This is a genomic window from Streptomyces sp. NRRL B-3229 (assembly GCF_000719505.1).
Taxonomy (GTDB): Bacteria; Actinomycetota; Actinomycetes; order Streptomycetales; family Streptomycetaceae; genus Streptomyces; species Streptomyces griseorubiginosus.
Window position 1 is genome coordinate 137,621 of record NZ_JOGP01000007.1, and the last position, 14,848, is coordinate 152,468.

Here is a 14,848-nt window from a genome sequence, read left to right on the forward strand (position 1 = left end):
CGCCTGCGCGAGTGCGCCTGTCCCTCGTGGGCCGCTTGGCCTTTCTTTTTTCCCCAACCTCTAGTCGAATAGCGCCACTTGAAGCACACGTGTGTCCTCGTGAGGGGCAGCCGACCGCGTCGCGGGAAGGGCCCCCACACAAGTGACCTACCGATGGACCACACCGAGGCCCAGCCCCGGGGGGTCACCTCCCCTTCGCGAGAGATCGCCACGTCGAACGGAGACACACATGCCCAGCTCTCCCCTGAACCGTCGCGCTTTCATCCTCCTCGGTGCCACGGTGGCCGCGGCAGCCGGCGCCCGGACACCGGTGGCCGCCGCGGCGACCTCCCCGACCGCGCTCGCCGGCGCTCCGGCGCCGGTCCGGATCGTCGACGACAAGGCGACCCCCGCCACCCGCGCGCTGTTCGCGTACCTGAAGCGGCAGCAGGGCAAAGGCATCCTCTTCGGTCACCAGCACGACCTCACCTATGGCTTCACCTTCACCACCCCCGACGGCAAGGCGTCCGACACCAGGGCGGCGGTGGGCGACTACCCCGCGGTCTTCGGCTGGGACACCCTCATCCTCGACGGCGACGAACGCCCCGGCGTCGAGGGCGGGACCGAAGCCGAGAACATCGCTGCGCTCAGCCGGTGCATCCGGCAGGGGGACGCACGCGGCGGGATCAACACCCTCAGCGCTCACCTGCCGAACTTCGTCACCGGCGGGAACTTCTACGACACCACGGGGCGAGTGGTCGGCCAGATCCTTCCCGGAGGCGCGAAGCACGCGGACTTCAACGCCTTCCTCGACCGCGTCGCGAAGGCGGTCAGGGGCGCACGGCGGCCGGACGGCACCGCGATCCCGGTCGTCCTCCGCCCCTTCCACGAGAACAACGGATCCTGGTTCTGGTGGGGCGCAGGGCACACCACCTCGGCCGAGTTCATCGAGCTGTTCCGCTACACCGTCGAGTACCTGCGCGACACCAGGGGCGTCCACAACCTGCTCTACGCCTACTCGCCCAACTCGAGTTTCGGAGGCGACCCGACCGGCTACCTGAGGACCTACCCCGGCGACCGTTTCGTCGACATCCTCGGCTACGACTCCTATGACGAGGGCGCCGGACCCACCCCGTGGCTCGACGGTGTGGTGAAGGATCTGGCGATGGTGGTCCGGCTGGCGAACGAGCGGGACAAGGTGCCGGCCTTCACCGAGTTCGGGGAGGGCGGCACCGAGATCCGCAACCCGCAGTGGTTCACCCAGCTGTTGCAGGCCGTCAAGGCGGACCCGCTGGCCCGTCGGATGACGTACATGCTCACCTGGGCCAACTTCGGAGGCACCAAGCGTGCTTACGTCCCGTACCCGGGCCACGTCCTGCTGCCGGACTTCGCCGCCTACCACCAGGACCCCTACACCCTGTTCGCAGCCGATCTCCGGGGGGTGTACTCCGCTCGCACCACCGCTGTCGGGAACGCCCCGTTCCTGCACCTCGTGACCCCGACGGACCGGCAGCGCGCAACGGCCGCCAAGACGACCGTCCGGGTGCGTGTCACGCCCGCGAAAGCGAGCCGGGTCACCTACTCCGTGAACGGCGGACGCGCCAGACGGCTGTGCCTCGACGCCGACGGCTTCTACTCCGGCGACTGGTCGATCGACCCGGCCTTGCGGAACAACCGCTCGGTGACCCTCACCGTGAGCGCGCGGGTGGACGGCAAGACGCTCACTGACTCGGCCGTGGTCCTCCTCGGCGAGATCCCACCGCTGCCTGCCGGCTGGGTCGACGACTTCGAGGGATACGCCGGAGACGACGTCGCCCTGAGCGAGGCGTACACCCACGTCAACTCCCACACCCTCACCCTGTCGGCCGACCACAGGTCCTCGGGCTCCTACGGACTGGCCTACGCGTACGACTTCACCGGCGCCGAGTACACCGGCACAGGCAGGCCGGTCGACGCGGACTGGTCCGCCTTCACGTCCCTTGCGCTGTGGCTGCGGGGCGACGGTTCCGCAAACGGCGGGGCGCTCCAGATCGTCGCCGGCGGAGTCGATTTCTGGTACCAGGTTCCGCTGTCCGACACGAGCGGGCAGGAGGTCAGGGCACCCTTCAGCGAGTTCACGCCCGCCCCCTGGGACACCGCACACGCCGGAGCCGTGCTCGACGCGGCTCACCTCGCCGAGGTGACGGCGTTCAATCTGTACCTCGTCCATGGGAGCGACGCGGCGACCAAGGGCATCGTGTACGTGGACGACATCAGGGCCGAATGACACCGAGACCACGCTCCCCTCACACCTCGCCCTCCGGGCGGGTGAGGATCACCAGCCGCTGTGTCGCCCTCGTCATCGCCACGTACCGGTCCACCGCCCCCTCGACGCCCTCTCCGAAGTCCTGTGGATCGACCAGGATCACCAGGTCGAACTCGAGGCCCTTCGCTAGGGTCGGGGTCAGGGAGCGGACCCGGGGGGTGGCCTGGAACGTGGGGTCGCCGATGACACAGGCCACGCCCTCGGGGTGGGTGGCGAGCCAGGTGTCCAGCAGGGCGGGCAGTTCCGTCACCGAGCCGTACGTCACCGGGGTGCCGGTGCTGCGGATCGACGTGGGGACGTTGGCGTCGGGGAGGGCGGCGCGGATGACCGGCTCGGCCTCCTTCATGATCTCCTCCGGGGTGCGGTAGTTGATGCTCAGGGAGGCCATCCCGACGCGGTCGAGGCCCACCCGCCGCAGCCTCTCCTGCCAGGACTCCGTGAAGCCGTGCCGGGCCTGGGCGCGGTCGCCGACGATCGTGAAGCTGCGGGACGGGCAGCGCAGCAGCAGCATCTGCCACTCCGCGTCGGTCAGCTCCTGCGCCTCGTCCACGACGACATGGGCGAAGGGGCCGGCCAGCAGGTCGGGGTCGGTCACCTGCAAGGCGCTCTCGTCGACCAGGGCGTGGTGGAAGTCCTCGCCGCGGAGCATCGTCACCAGGCCCATGCCGTACTCGTCGTCGGCGACCGCGCTCAGGTTCTCCACGACGGTGGCCATGCGTTCGCGTTCGGCGGCGGCGGTGGCCTCGTTGCGGCGCTTGCGCAGCGAGGCCTTCGGGTCGCCGAGGCGCTGGCGGGCCGCGTCCAGGAGGGGCAGGTCGGACACCGTCCAGGCCTGGCCGTCCGCGCGCTGGAGTGTCCGTACCTCGTCGCGGTCCAGCCAGGGGGCGCACAGCCGCAGATAGGCCGGGACCGTCCACAGGTCCGAGACCAGGTCGGCCGCCTCCAGCAGGGGCCACGCCCGGTTGAACGCGGTGAGCAGCTCCCTGTTCTGGCGCAGGGACCTGCGCAGCAGCGCCTCCGGGGCGTCGCCCTCGTGCTTGTCGACCAGGATGGTGAGCAGTTCGTTCCAGACCTGGTCGCGGGCGTCGTTGTGCGGGGCGCCCTCGGCCGCGTCGAAGGCCTCGGCCCAGTCGGCGGCGGTCAGCCGGATGTCGGACCAGTGGGTGGTGACGGTCATGCCCTCGGCGGGCGGCTCCTCGTAGAAGCGGACGGCCCTCTCGATGCCCTTCACCAGGTCGGCGGAGGACTTCAGGCGGGCCACCTCGGGATCGTCCTCCGCCCCGGCCGCCGCCCCCTCGGCCACGAGGTCCCGCAGAACGCAGGTCTGGACGCCCTCCTCGCCCAGGCTGGGCAGCACGTCCGAGACGTAGGCCAGGTAGGGCCGGTGCGGGCCGACGAACAGCACGCCGCCGCGGCGGTGGCCGAGGCGCGGGTCGGAGTGCAGGAGGTAGGCGGAGCGGTGCAGGGCGACGACGGTCTTGCCGGTGCCGGGGCCGCCGTCGACGACGAGCGCGCCGCGGGAGCCCGCGCGGATGATGGCGTCCTGATCGGCCTGGATGGTGCCGAGGACGTCCCGCATCCGCTCCGAGCGGTCGCTGCCGAGGCTGGCGATGAAGGCGGACTGGTCGTCGAGCGAGGCGTGGTGCCCGGCGAAGTCGTCCGCGACGAACACCTCGTCCCAGTAGTCGCCGATACGGCTGTCGTGCCAGCGGTACCTGCGGCGGCTCGCCAGGCCCATCGGGTTGGCGTGGGTGGCCCCGAAGAACGGCTCGGCGGCAGGGGAGCGCCAGTCGACGAGCAGTCTGCGGCCCTCGCTGTCGGTGAGTCCGAGGCGTCCGACGTACACGGGCTCGGGGTCGTCGGCGGTGACCATGTGGCCGAGGCACAGGTCCAGGCCGAAGCGGCGCAGGGTGCGCAGCCGGGCGCTGAGGCGGTGGATCTCCGTGTCCCGGTCCATCGCCTCCTGGCCGATGCCGCCGGGCGCCCTGAGGGTGGCGGCGAGAGTGGCGGACAGTTCGGCGATCGTCTGCTCCAGGCATGCCGCGATGGCCGCGAAGTGGCGCTCGTCGGCGGCGATCAGGGCCGGGTCGGCCTTGGCGGCGAGGCGCTCGGGGAGGTCGAACACGCTGGTGGGCAGGGAATTCAAGTCGGCAGCTCCGATGTGGGATCCAAGGTCGGTAAGTGTGCGCCACCTCGGGGGCCTTGCCGCAAGCCCCCACGTGCGCTATAGGTTGAACATGGCAGAGAGGTTCACCTCCCTGCCTTTTTCTCTGCCTCCGGCCGACCGGAAGGTCTTCGAAACATTCGAAAGATTCGAAGACATTAGATCGATCATTCAAACGCGCTGGTCCGGCCCGTGATCAAATATCGCCAGCTCAAAGGTAGTCGAATCATTCGAAACATCTGCCGAAACTGTTGACGCTTGACAGGGGCAGACCAAAACTGAGGAGCATGAACCCCACACCCGCACACCCCACGTCCCCCACCCGCCGCACCTTCTGCGGCCTCCTCCTCGCCACCGGTGCCACCCTCGCGCTGCCCGGTACCGCCGAGGCCGCCACGGTCATCACCACCAACCAGACCGGGACCAACAACGGGTACTACTACTCGTTCTGGACGGACTCCCAGGGCACGGTCTCGATGACCCTCAACTCCGGCGGCAACTACAGCACTTCCTGGCGCAACACCGGCAACTTCGTGGCCGGCAAGGGCTGGAGCAACGGCTCGCGCAGGACCGTGAACTACTCCGGCAGCTTCAACCCGTCCGGAAACGCCTACCTGGCCCTCTACGGCTGGACCTCGAACCCGCTCGTGGAGTACTACATCGTCGACAACTGGGGCACCTACCGGCCCACCGGAGCGTACAAGGGCACCGTCAGCAGCGACGGCGGGACGTACGACATCTACCAGACCACCCGCTACAACGCCCCGTCCGTGGAGGGCAACAAGACCTTCAACCAGTACTGGAGCGTGCGGCAGTCGAAGCGCACCGGCGGCTCCATCACCACCGGCAACCACTTCGACGCCTGGGGCCGGGCCGGCATGCCGCTGGGCAGCTTCAAGTACTACATGATCCTCGCCACGGAGGGTTACCAGAGCAGCGGCAGCTCCAACATCACGGTGAGCTGATGAGGGCCCGGGCGCACCTCCCGTTACTGGCCGCCGCCGCACTGGCCGCCGCCGGCACGCTCGCCGTCCCCGCCTCCGCGGCTCCCCCACAGGCCGCCGCCTGCTCCGGATACGTCGGCCTCACCTTCGACGACGGCCCGGGCAGCAGCACCACCACCCTGCTCAACTCGCTCAAGCAGTACGGCCTCAGGGCCACCATGTTCAACACGGGCCAGAACGCCGCCGCCAACCCGGCGCTCGTCAGGGCCCAGGTCAGCGCCGGGATGTGGGTCGGCAACCACAGCTACACGCACCCGCATCTGACCCAGCAGAGCCAGGCCGCCGTCGACTCGGAGATCTCCCGCACCCAGCAGGCGATCGCGAACGCCGGGGGCGGCACGCCGAAGCTGTTCCGGCCGCCGTACGGCGAGACCAACGCGACGGTCAGGGCCGTGGAGGCCAAGTACGGTCTGACCGAGGTCATCTGGCAGGTCGACTCGCAGGACTGGAACAACGCCAGTACCGACGCGATCGTCGCAGCGGTCGGGCGGCTCACCAACGGGCAGGTGATCCTCATGCACGACTGGCCCGCCAACACCCGCGCGGCGATCCCGCGCATCGCCCAGACGCTGGCCGCCAAGGGGCTGTGCTCCGGCATGATCTCGCCCCAGACCGGCCGCGCGGTGGCGCCGGGCTGACCCACGGCCCCGGCTCTCCCGGCACGGCACGGCACGGCGCGGCGGTCGCATCCGCTTCCCCTCTTGGACCGCCGCGCCGCGACTCCCCTCCCACAACCCCCTCCGGCACGACTCCCTTCGGCTGTCAATGTCGCGATTTCGCCACAGTGGCAGGACATCGGCGCCATCATGAGCCGCACGCGAGACGATCGCGTATCGACAACTCGCACCCGCCGAAGCCTGCTTGACGTGTCGTCACACGCCTCACGGAGGGAACCGCTGCCATGGCCACACCCTTGTCCGCCGCGAAGATGCTCGCCGCGCTGAAGGCCGAAGGCCTCACCGTGCACGAGCACGCCGGCTGGAAGACCCACAACCGCGACGCCGCGTCCGGGAAGTCGTTCGGGCCCGTCATCGGGGTGCTGATCCACCACACCGGCGGGCACAACGACAAGGAGCTCTGCTACAAGGGCAGATCCGATCTGCCCGGACCGCTGTGCCACGCCTGGCTCGGCAAGACCGCGGGACTGTGGATGATCGGCAACGGCCGTACCAACCACGCCGGTTACGCCGACATCGATGTCCTGAACGCGCTCCGCGACGAGAAGCCGCTCCCCCACGACGACTCGGCGACGGCCGACGGCAACGACTGTCTCTACGGCCTGGAGATCGAGAACCTCGGCAACGGCAAGGACGCCTACCCGAAGGCGCAGTACCAGCAGGCCGTGCTGTGGGCGGCGGCGATCTGCCGGGCGCACGGATGGAGCGAGAGGTCCGTCGCCGGGCACAAGGAGTGCCAGCCGGGCAAGATCGACCCGAGCTTCGACATGGACGACTTCCGGGCCGACGTGAAGAAGCAGCTGGCGGCCGGTGCCGGCAAGCCGCAGCCGACGAAGCCCGCCCCGGACAAGCCCCGCGTGGACCTGTCCCGGCTGGTGACGGCCGCGAGGACCGACCCCGGGGCCAAACAGGGCCACGTCAGCTACATGGCCGGCACCAACCTCACCGAGGCCGCCCTCGTCGAACTCGGCTATCTCGCCAAGTCCTTCGCCGGGGACGGCTCCTTCGGCTCCGCGACCGTCGCCGCCTACGCCAAGTGGCAGAAGCACCTGGGCTACACGGGCGCCGACGCCAACGGCATCCCCGGCAAGATCTCGCTGTCCCGGCTGGGCGAGAAGACAGGGCTGTTCAAGGTCGTGGCCTGAGCGGTACCGGGTCGGTTCGAGTTGCGGGTCGGCCCGGTCCCTGCGGTACTGGCTGTATCTCCCGAACCGTCGCGGACTCCTGTCTACAGGGGCTGCGGGGAGAGGAGGCACGGCATGGCCAGACATCTGGTGGTCTGCTGCGACGGGACCTGGAATCGCGCCGACCAGTCGTACAAGACCAATGTGGCCAAGGTGGCCCTGGCGGTACGGCAACACACCGCCGACGGCACGGAACAGCGGGTGTACTACCACAGCGGGGTCGGCGCCCAGCGGCCCGAACGGCTGCGCGGCGGGGCCTTCGGTCTGGGCCTGTCGAGGAACGTGCTCGACGCCTACCACTTCCTCGTCCAGACCTACGAACCCGGCGACCGTCTCTACCTGTTCGGCTTCAGCCGGGGCGCGTTCACCGCGCGCAGCCTGGCCGGACTCGTGCGCAACTGCGGCATCCTGCGCCGGGAGCAGGCCGACCGGACCGCCGAGGCGTGGGCGCTGTACCGCAGCCGCACCAAGCAGCCCACCAGCGTGGCGGCCACCCTCTTCCGCCAGGCCTACGCCCACGAGACGGAGATCCGCTTCGTCGGCGTCTGGGACACGGTCGGTTCCCTCGGCATCCCCGTCCCGGCCCCCTGGCTCCTGCGCCCGCTGGTCGACCGCTTCAACAAGCGCTGGGCCTTCCACGACACCACCCTCAGCAGCTGGGTCAACGGCGCCTTCCACGCACTGGCCGTCGACGAACAGCGCTCCGCGTTCCCGCCGACGCTCTGGCACCAGCAGAAGGCCGCCGCCGAGCAGGGCCAGGAGCTGCGGCAGGTCTGGTTCGCCGGGGTGCACACGGATGTCGGAGGCGGCGAGGCGGACTCGAGTCTGTCCGACCTCCCCCTGCTGTGGATGGTCGGGCACGCCGCCCGGTACGGCCTCGAGTTCGACCCGCAAGTCCTCAGCAGGACGAAGCCGGAGGAGCCGGAGGAGCCGGAGGAGCCGGAGTCCCCCACGGACTATTTCGTACGACCGAACGCGCTGGGCGATCGGCACTACTCGCGCGTGAAGTTCTACAAGGTGTTCCGGGTCGTGAACCGGCCCATCGGCCAGGCCGTTGAACCTCCGGACCCGAAGAAGCCGGGGGCGCCCGGAGTCGACGTCCTCGACGGGTGCGAGGCCTTGTCCGACTCCGTCGTCGAGCGGTACAAGACCCCGGACAAGCCCTCCGAGCGCGAGTACCGCCCTCCGAAGCTCGACGAGTACTTCAGGATCTACGGGGACGCCCGGTGCACCGAGCACGCACCGGTCCAGGTGGACGACCCCACCCCGTTCCGTGCCCCCGTGCCGACCGGGGAACCCTGCCCCGTCTGCGACAGGCCGTTGTCGTCCGGCGGCATGCTCATGGTCCACCGCGAGGACGACGACACGCGCGCCTGCCGCACGCTGTGGAGCTGCGCCGAGCGGCACCACTGGTGGCGGTGGGCCGACCGCCCCGGAAAGCCCCTGGAGCCGTGCCCGTACCCGACGCTGTTCCGGCACGTGCCCCAGGGCGTGCTCCAGGGCTGAGGAACCCGTACAGATTTCCTGTACGGGTGACAACGGGTGAACGTACGCCCCGAAATGGGGAGTTCACCGGCATGAGCAACAAGAGCCTCAGTACGCGGCGCCGGAAGAACGCGACCGCCGTGAAGATGGTCGGGTCCCTCGTCGGCACCTTCCGGCGGGCGGCCGGTCTCACCCAGCGGGCCCTCGCCGACGAGGTCGCCGTGGACGAGGAGACCATCGCCTCCGTCGAGCAGGGCCGGCGCACGCTGAAACCGGACCTCGCGGCCCAGCTCGACGAACTCCTCGACACCAAGGGGGCGTTGTCGGTCGCGTTGGAGAACATGCCGGAGATCGACCTGTTCCCGCGCTGGGCGGAGGAGTACATCGATCTGGAACGGGAGGCGCTGGCCCTGTCCTGGTACGACAACCAGGTCCTGCCGGGCCTCCTCCAGACCCCGGCGTACGCGCGGGCGGTGTTCCTGAACGACGTGCCCGCGCTGACGGAGGACGAGATCGAGCAGCGGGTGGCGGCGAGGACGGAGCGCCAGGAGGTCCTCCGGCGCGCGGAGCCGCCGACCGTCAGCTTCGTCGTCTCCGAGGTGACCGTGATGGACCGCCTCGGCGGCGACGAGGTCCACGCGGAGCAGCTGCGCCGCCTGCGTGAGCTGGCGGCCGTGCCCAGCGTCACCCTCCAGATCATGCCGGTCGGCCGCGACTTCCACGCCGGGCTCTCGGGGCCGTTCATCCTGATCGAGACGCCTGATCACCAGCGCGTCGGATACGCCGAAGGACAGCTCCACGGCCGGATGGTCGCCGAGCCCGACGAGGTCTCCGTGCTGGAACGCAAATATGCGATGCTGCGGTCACAGGCGCTCAACCCGCAGGAGAGCAGAGACCTGTTGGACCGTTTGCTAGGAGACGCATGAGCACCGCACTTCAGTGGTTCAAGTCGAGCTACAGCAGCGAGCAGGGCGGCGCGTGCCTCGAAGTCGCCGCCTCACCCGGCACCGTCCACATCCGTGACTCCAAGGACACCCACGGCCCCACGCTCACCGTCACCCCCGGCACCTGGACGTCGTTCCTCGCGCTTGCCCAGCGCTGAGAGCGTCAGGGTCACGGCGATCGACGCGGTCGCCATGAGTGTCATCGCCGTGGCCGGGGACGACAGTTGGGCCAGGGTGCCGGCCAGGACCGCGCCGATGCCCTGGAGCGCGACCATGCCGGTGGTGTGCAACCCGAGGGCCTGACCGGCGAGTTCGTCGGGCGTGAGGGACATCAGGCGTTCCTGGAGGACCAGCGAGGCAGCGAAGCCCAGCGCGGCCACGGTGACCGCCAGGACCGACAGCGCGAGACCGGGCCGTAGGAAGAAGAACAGGTACGGCACCGCAAGGAGCAGGCGCAGCGGGGTCGCGAGGCGGGGCCGCAGCGCGGGCGGCACCAGCCGGCCGACCGCCAGGTCGCCGAGGAACATGCCCAGCGCCCCGAACGCGTACATCGTGCCCGCGTCCGAGGGGGCGTAGGAGACGTAGAGCGACTCGCCGCCCACGACCAGGCCGTTGGGGACCCACAGGCCGAGGAACACCAGGCGGCGGGGGCGCGAGGACCACAGCAGGGCGTTGGTGGACCAGGTTGCGGAGAGGGACGGGCGGCCGGTGGCGCGGGGTGGGCGGGCCGTCAGGCCGAGGCGGGTGACGGCGGCCGAGAGCAGGTAGCAGGCCGCGGTGAGGAGCAGGCAGGCGCGCGGGGACAGGAGCGCGAGGAGCGCGCCGCCCGTCGCGAAGCCGGTGATCTGGATCAGGCCCCAGAGCATGTTGAAGACCGAACGCCCAAGGACGTAGCCGCCCTTGGGGAGGATCTCGTTCATCAGGCCGCCGCGCACTCCCCCGCCCAGTGAGGCGACGAGGCCCTGCGCGAGCAGGACGACGAAGACCGCCCAGATCGGCAGGCCGGGCAGCGCCAGCACGGCCGTACCCGCCGCGAAGGCGAGGGAGATGACGGTCAGGATCGCGCGCGGGGGCAGCCGGTCGGCGCCCGAGAGCAGGAAGGCGGCGCCCAGCAACTGGGCGAGCTGCGGCCCGAACATGCTCACCGCGGACAGTAAGGGGGAGCCGGTGGCCCGGTAGACGAGCGTGCCGAGGGCCAGGCCGCCGATGGTCTGGGCAGCCGCGTAGGCGGCGAAGGAGAGGAGGAAGGGGGCGTACTCCGGGGTGCGGAAGAGCTCGCGGTAGCTGCGCATGGGCAGGAGTGTCGTCGGGGGTCGGCGGGTGACGGTTAGTCTTTCGCGCGTCCGCGAAACGACCGGGGGGTTCATGGGCTGGTGGCAGGTCGACGGGGACACCCTGGTCCGCAGCCGGTTCGTGGTCTGCCCGTTCACGGAGACCTTCGCGGCCCTGCGGCTGCTGCACACCGGCACGGGCACGCACCCGGGTGAGGATGCCTGGCTCGGCGCCCACCTGCCCGCCTACCGGGCCCGGCTCGCGGCCGACCCGGTGACCGCGCTGCTGGTGCGCTCGGGGATGGGCACGTCCTGGATCGCCGACTTCCTGGCGCCCCTGCCGCGTGACGGGACGCCCCTGGAGGACACCCTGGCCCGCATCCGGGCGACCGACCCCGCCGCGGCCCGCGCCGACGTCCGGGTCTCGCTGCGCGGCCCGCTCCCGGCCGCCCTGGAGCGCGACGACCTCCCCCAGCGGGCGGCGGCCCTCCTCGCGCACGTCTGGACGGCGACCGTACGGCCGTACTGGCCCCGCAGGCGGCGGATCCTGGAGGCGGACGTGGTCGCCCGGACGGCGCAGGTGAGCCGGGGCGGCTGGGCGGCGGTGATCGACTCGCTGCTGCCGGGGCAGACCCGCTGGCTCGGCGGCAACCGGCTCCAGGTGAACCGGCACGAGCGGCCGCCCCGCGACATCCGGGGCGCCGAACTCGTCTTCGTCCCGGTCACCGCGGGCCGCGGCTGGGCCACGTGGGAGGAGCCGGGACGGTACGCCCTCGTCTACGGCTGTACCGGCGCCCTCGCCGACCCGGGGGCCCGGAGCGTGCCCGCGAGTCTCGGCACGCTGCTCGGCGCCGGGCGGGCCCGGGTGCTGGTGCTCCTGGACTCCCCGCTCAGCACCAGCCAGCTCGTCGCGGTGACCGGGCAGGCGCTGGGGTCGGTGGGGCGGCATCTGCGGGTGCTGCTGGACGCGGGCCTTGTGGAGCGGCGGCGGTCGGGGCGGTCGGTGCTGTACGCGCGGACGGCGGCGGGGGAGGTGCTGGTGACGGCGTCCGGGGCCGGTACGGGTGAGCGGGAGCCGGGGTCGGTGCCGGGGCGGGGGTAGGTGCCGGGGCCGGGGATTCACTGAGCGGAGTTAGCATCCGCTCATGACTACTTCTTCCTCCCCCCTGGATGTCGAGATCGGTGCCCTCACGGGTGGTGCGGCCGACCTGGCCCAGCACGCCGGCAAGGCCGTCCTCGTCGTGAACGTGGCGTCCAAGTGCGGGCTGACCCCGCAGTACAACGGGCTCGAGAAGCTCCAGGAGCGGTACGCGGAGCGGGGCTTCACCGTGCTCGGCGTACCGTGCAACCAGTTCCTCGGGCAGGAGCCCGGCAGCGCCGAGGAGATCGCGGAGTTCTGCTCGGCGACGTACGGCGTGACCTTCCCGCTGACCGAGAAGGTCGAGGTGAACGGGGAGGGGCGGCACCCGCTGTACGAGCGGCTGGTGGACTTCGCCGACGCCGAGGGTCACACCGGGGACATCCGCTGGAACTTCGAGAAGTTCCTGATCGGGCGGGACGGGTCGGTCGTGGCTCGCTTCTCCCCGCAGACGGAGCCGGAGTCGGACGAGGTCGTGGCTGCGGTGGAGGGTGCGCTGGGCTAGCGCCTGTCATTCCCGTCGTCGCCCGCGGCAGAGGGGAATTGTCAGACAGGCCCTGGGTACGGCCACGCGAGGCCGCGCCACCGAGGAGTGCGGGCCGCCTCATCGCAGCGCCGCCTCCAGGTGGGCTCGGAAGCTGCGCGGGGGCCGGCCGGTGAGGCGCTCGACGGTGTCGGTGGTGCGGTCCTCCGCCCCTTCGGCGATGGCCCGGTCCATGTCGGCCAGCATCGCCGCGAACTCCACCGGCACCTGCGTCGCGAGGTGGTCGCGCTGCTGCTCCCAGGACAGCCTGCGGTGGGTCACCGGTCGGCCGGTGACCTCGGTGACGAGGGCGGCGATGTCGTCGTAGCCGAGTGCCTCGGGGCCGGTGAGGACGAGATCGGTGCCGGGGGCCCGCTCGTCGGCCAGCGCGCGGACGGCGACGGCCGCGATGTCCTCGGCGTCGACGAAACCGACCCGGCCGCTGCCGGTGGCGCTGCGGATGAGGCCCTCCTCACGGATGGCGCGGGCGTGCGCGTGCGTGCCGGTGAAGTTCTGCATGAACCACGAGGGCCGCAGGACCGCCCACTGCTCGAAGAGTTCGGGCAGGGCCCGGTGCACCTGTCCCACCGCCGGGCCGCCCTCGGGAACGGCCGAGGAGCTGAGCAGCACCGCGCGGCGCACCCCTGCGGCCCGGGCCCGGCGGAGGAACGGCAGCATGATCGGCGCGGGGTCGGGGTCGCCCAGGGGCGGTATGAGGTAGACGCGCTCGACGCCGTCGAGGGTGGCCGCGTGGGTGGTCGGGTCGTACCAGTCGAACGGGACCGCTTCGGCGCCGGCGACCGGGGTGGCCCGGCGGCTCGCGGCCCTGACGCGGTGACCCGCGGCCGTCAGCTGGGCGGTGGTGCGGCTTCCGGTGGTGCCGGTGGCGCCGATCACCAGGGTGGTGGCGGTCGTGGTCATCGGGTGCTCCTCGCGGTGAAGTCGGCGCCGGGCTGGACGGCGAGGGGGTTCCAGTAGTCGCGGTAGGAGGCGATGCGTCCGTCCTCGACGGTCACCACAGCGATGTAGGTCATGTCGAAGGGGGCGTCGTTCGCCACCACGCGGCCGACGCCGCGCATCTCGACCACGATGGTGCGGGGATCGGTGGTCTCGTGGATTTGCAGGTCAGGGAAGTCGTGCAGGTCGATGTGGTCGGGATAGTCGCGCATGTAGTCGGCGACGGCCTCCCGGCCCTCCAGACGCCGGGGCCAGCCGTCGGGGGCGAACGGGAACTCCATGACGCCGTCCTCGGCCCACAGGGCGACCCACGCGGGGATGTCCTTGTCGAGCAGGAGTCGCAGGCTGTGGCGGTAGAGGTCCGCAGGGGACGGGGCGGCCGGGGAGAGGTCGGCCGGGGAGGTCGATGCGGGCATGGGTATCCTCCAGGGACGGGATCCGGACCTTGGGTCCGTTTCAACGTTACGATATGGACCGCGGGTCCGTTTCGCAAGCGGAAGGATTGGCATGCCCGAACGGCAGTCGTCCCGCAAGGACGCCGTGCGCAACCGGGAGGCCGTACTCGCGGCCGCCGACGCCCTGTTCAGCCGCCGCGAGAGCCCCGAGGACGTCACCATGGCCGATGTGGCGGCCACGGCCGGCGTCGGCAAGGGGACGCTCTTCCGGGCCTTCGGCGATCGCGCCGGGCTGCTCCGCGCGGTGTACGAGGCACGACTGGAGCCGGTGAGGCAGGCGATCGAGGACGGCCCGTCACCGCTGGGGCCCGGAACCCCGCCGCGGGACCGCGTCGTCGCCCTGCTCGACGCCGTCCTGTGCTTCAAGCTCGACAACCGGCGCCTCGCGCTGGCGCTGGAGGAGGGCGGGGGCGGCAGCCCGTACCGGGCGGAGCACTACGAGCGCTGGCACGGCCTGCTCCGAGCGGTACTGGAACAGGTCCCGGACCTGCCCGACCCCGACTTCACCGCCCACGCCCTGCTGGCCGCCACCCGAGCCGACCTCATCGAGCACCTGGCCGCGGAAGCGCGGGTTCCGCGCGAGAGGATGCGGTCACAGTTGGCGTCCTACACCACCAGAGTCCTGGACTCCGGCCCACCACCGGGGGTGGGGTGACCCGGGGGGTAGGGGCCCCGGGGAGGGCAGGGGCCCGGGTAACCGCCCGCAGCGACGAGGAGCGGCGTGGGACGCTCGGGCGGGGCGAGCATGGGCGCCGGGCGGTC

General features: G+C 71.1%; 13 protein-coding genes and 1 pseudogene. 10 read left to right on the plus strand and 4 right to left on the minus strand.

Translation table 11 applies throughout. From position 1 onward, the window contains the following. Positions 1-229: 229 nt before the first annotated feature. Positions 230-2,245, plus strand: a complete 2,016-nt coding sequence (locus tag IF54_RS0112540; RefSeq protein WP_030317637.1) for a glycosyl hydrolase — start codon at positions 230-232, stop codon at positions 2,243-2,245. A gap of 19 nt (positions 2,246-2,264) precedes the next feature. Here the strand turns inward: IF54_RS0112540 and helR are convergent, their stop codons facing one another. Further along, positions 2,265-4,430: an RNA polymerase recycling motor ATPase HelR gene (helR, locus tag IF54_RS0112545; protein WP_030317638.1), complete on the minus strand. Its 2,166-nt coding sequence runs from the start codon at positions 4,428-4,430 to the stop codon at positions 2,265-2,267. A 305-nt stretch (positions 4,431-4,735) separates the two neighbouring features. Between helR and IF54_RS0112550 the strand changes: the two genes are divergently transcribed. The 6 genes and pseudogenes from IF54_RS0112550 to IF54_RS43325 all read left to right on the plus strand — a co-directional run. After that, entirely contained in the window at positions 4,736-5,413 is a 678-nt protein-coding gene (locus tag IF54_RS0112550; RefSeq protein WP_030317639.1) for a glycoside hydrolase family 11 protein, read from the plus strand. After that, positions 5,413-6,090 (plus strand): polysaccharide deacetylase family protein, encoded by a 678-nt coding sequence (locus IF54_RS0112555; RefSeq protein WP_030317641.1) that lies wholly within the window; start codon positions 5,413-5,415, stop codon positions 6,088-6,090. The genes IF54_RS0112550 and IF54_RS0112555 overlap by 1 nt, the downstream gene beginning before the upstream one ends. A gap of 263 nt (positions 6,091-6,353) precedes the next feature. Continuing rightward, positions 6,354-7,274, plus strand: a complete 921-nt coding sequence (locus IF54_RS0112560) for an N-acetylmuramoyl-L-alanine amidase (protein WP_030317643.1) — start codon at positions 6,354-6,356, stop codon at positions 7,272-7,274. A gap of 114 nt (positions 7,275-7,388) precedes the next feature. Then, entirely contained in the window at positions 7,389-8,819 is a 1,431-nt protein-coding gene (locus tag IF54_RS0112565; RefSeq protein ID WP_030317645.1) for a DUF2235 domain-containing protein, read from the plus strand. A gap of 71 nt (positions 8,820-8,890) precedes the next feature. After that, a complete protein-coding gene (locus tag IF54_RS0112570; RefSeq protein WP_030317647.1) occupies positions 8,891-9,724 on the plus strand; it encodes a helix-turn-helix domain-containing protein in 834 nt (277 codons plus the stop codon). Further along, positions 9,721-9,828, plus strand: a pseudogene (locus IF54_RS43325) (DUF397 domain-containing protein); the annotation flags it as partial. The gene IF54_RS0112570 and the pseudogene IF54_RS43325, both read left to right, overlap by 4 nt. Here the strand turns inward: IF54_RS43325 and IF54_RS0112575 are convergent. Next, positions 9,796-11,034, minus strand: a complete 1,239-nt coding sequence (locus IF54_RS0112575) for an MFS transporter (protein ID WP_030317649.1) — start codon at positions 11,032-11,034, stop codon at positions 9,796-9,798. The pseudogene IF54_RS43325 and the gene IF54_RS0112575 overlap by 33 nt on opposite strands. A 73-nt stretch (positions 11,035-11,107) precedes the next feature. Here IF54_RS0112575 and IF54_RS0112580 point away from each other — a divergent pair, with 73 nt between their 5' ends. Both IF54_RS0112580 and IF54_RS0112585 read left to right on the plus strand, forming a co-directional pair. Next, on the plus strand, positions 11,108-12,115 hold the full coding sequence (locus IF54_RS0112580) for an ArsR/SmtB family transcription factor (RefSeq protein ID WP_030317651.1): 1,008 nt from the start codon (positions 11,108-11,110) through the stop codon (positions 12,113-12,115). Between the two features lie 43 nt (positions 12,116-12,158). Then, on the plus strand, positions 12,159-12,656 hold the full coding sequence (locus IF54_RS0112585) for a glutathione peroxidase (protein WP_030317653.1): 498 nt from the start codon (positions 12,159-12,161) through the stop codon (positions 12,654-12,656). Positions 12,657-12,755: 99 nt separating this feature from the next. On the opposite strand, the gene IF54_RS0112590 is transcribed toward IF54_RS0112585, so the two are convergent. Both IF54_RS0112590 and IF54_RS0112595 read right to left on the minus strand, forming a co-directional pair. Then, positions 12,756-13,595: an NAD(P)H-binding protein gene (locus IF54_RS0112590; protein ID WP_030317655.1), complete on the minus strand. Its 840-nt coding sequence runs from the start codon at positions 13,593-13,595 to the stop codon at positions 12,756-12,758. Next, a complete protein-coding gene (locus tag IF54_RS0112595) occupies positions 13,592-14,047 on the minus strand; it encodes a nuclear transport factor 2 family protein (protein ID WP_037819888.1) in 456 nt (151 codons plus the stop codon). The genes IF54_RS0112590 and IF54_RS0112595 overlap by 4 nt, the downstream gene beginning before the upstream one ends. A gap of 91 nt (positions 14,048-14,138) precedes the next feature. Between IF54_RS0112595 and IF54_RS0112600 the strand changes: the two genes are divergently transcribed. Then, on the plus strand, positions 14,139-14,741 hold the full coding sequence (locus tag IF54_RS0112600; protein ID WP_030317659.1) for a TetR/AcrR family transcriptional regulator: 603 nt from the start codon (positions 14,139-14,141) through the stop codon (positions 14,739-14,741). Positions 14,742-14,848 lie beyond the last annotated feature (107 nt).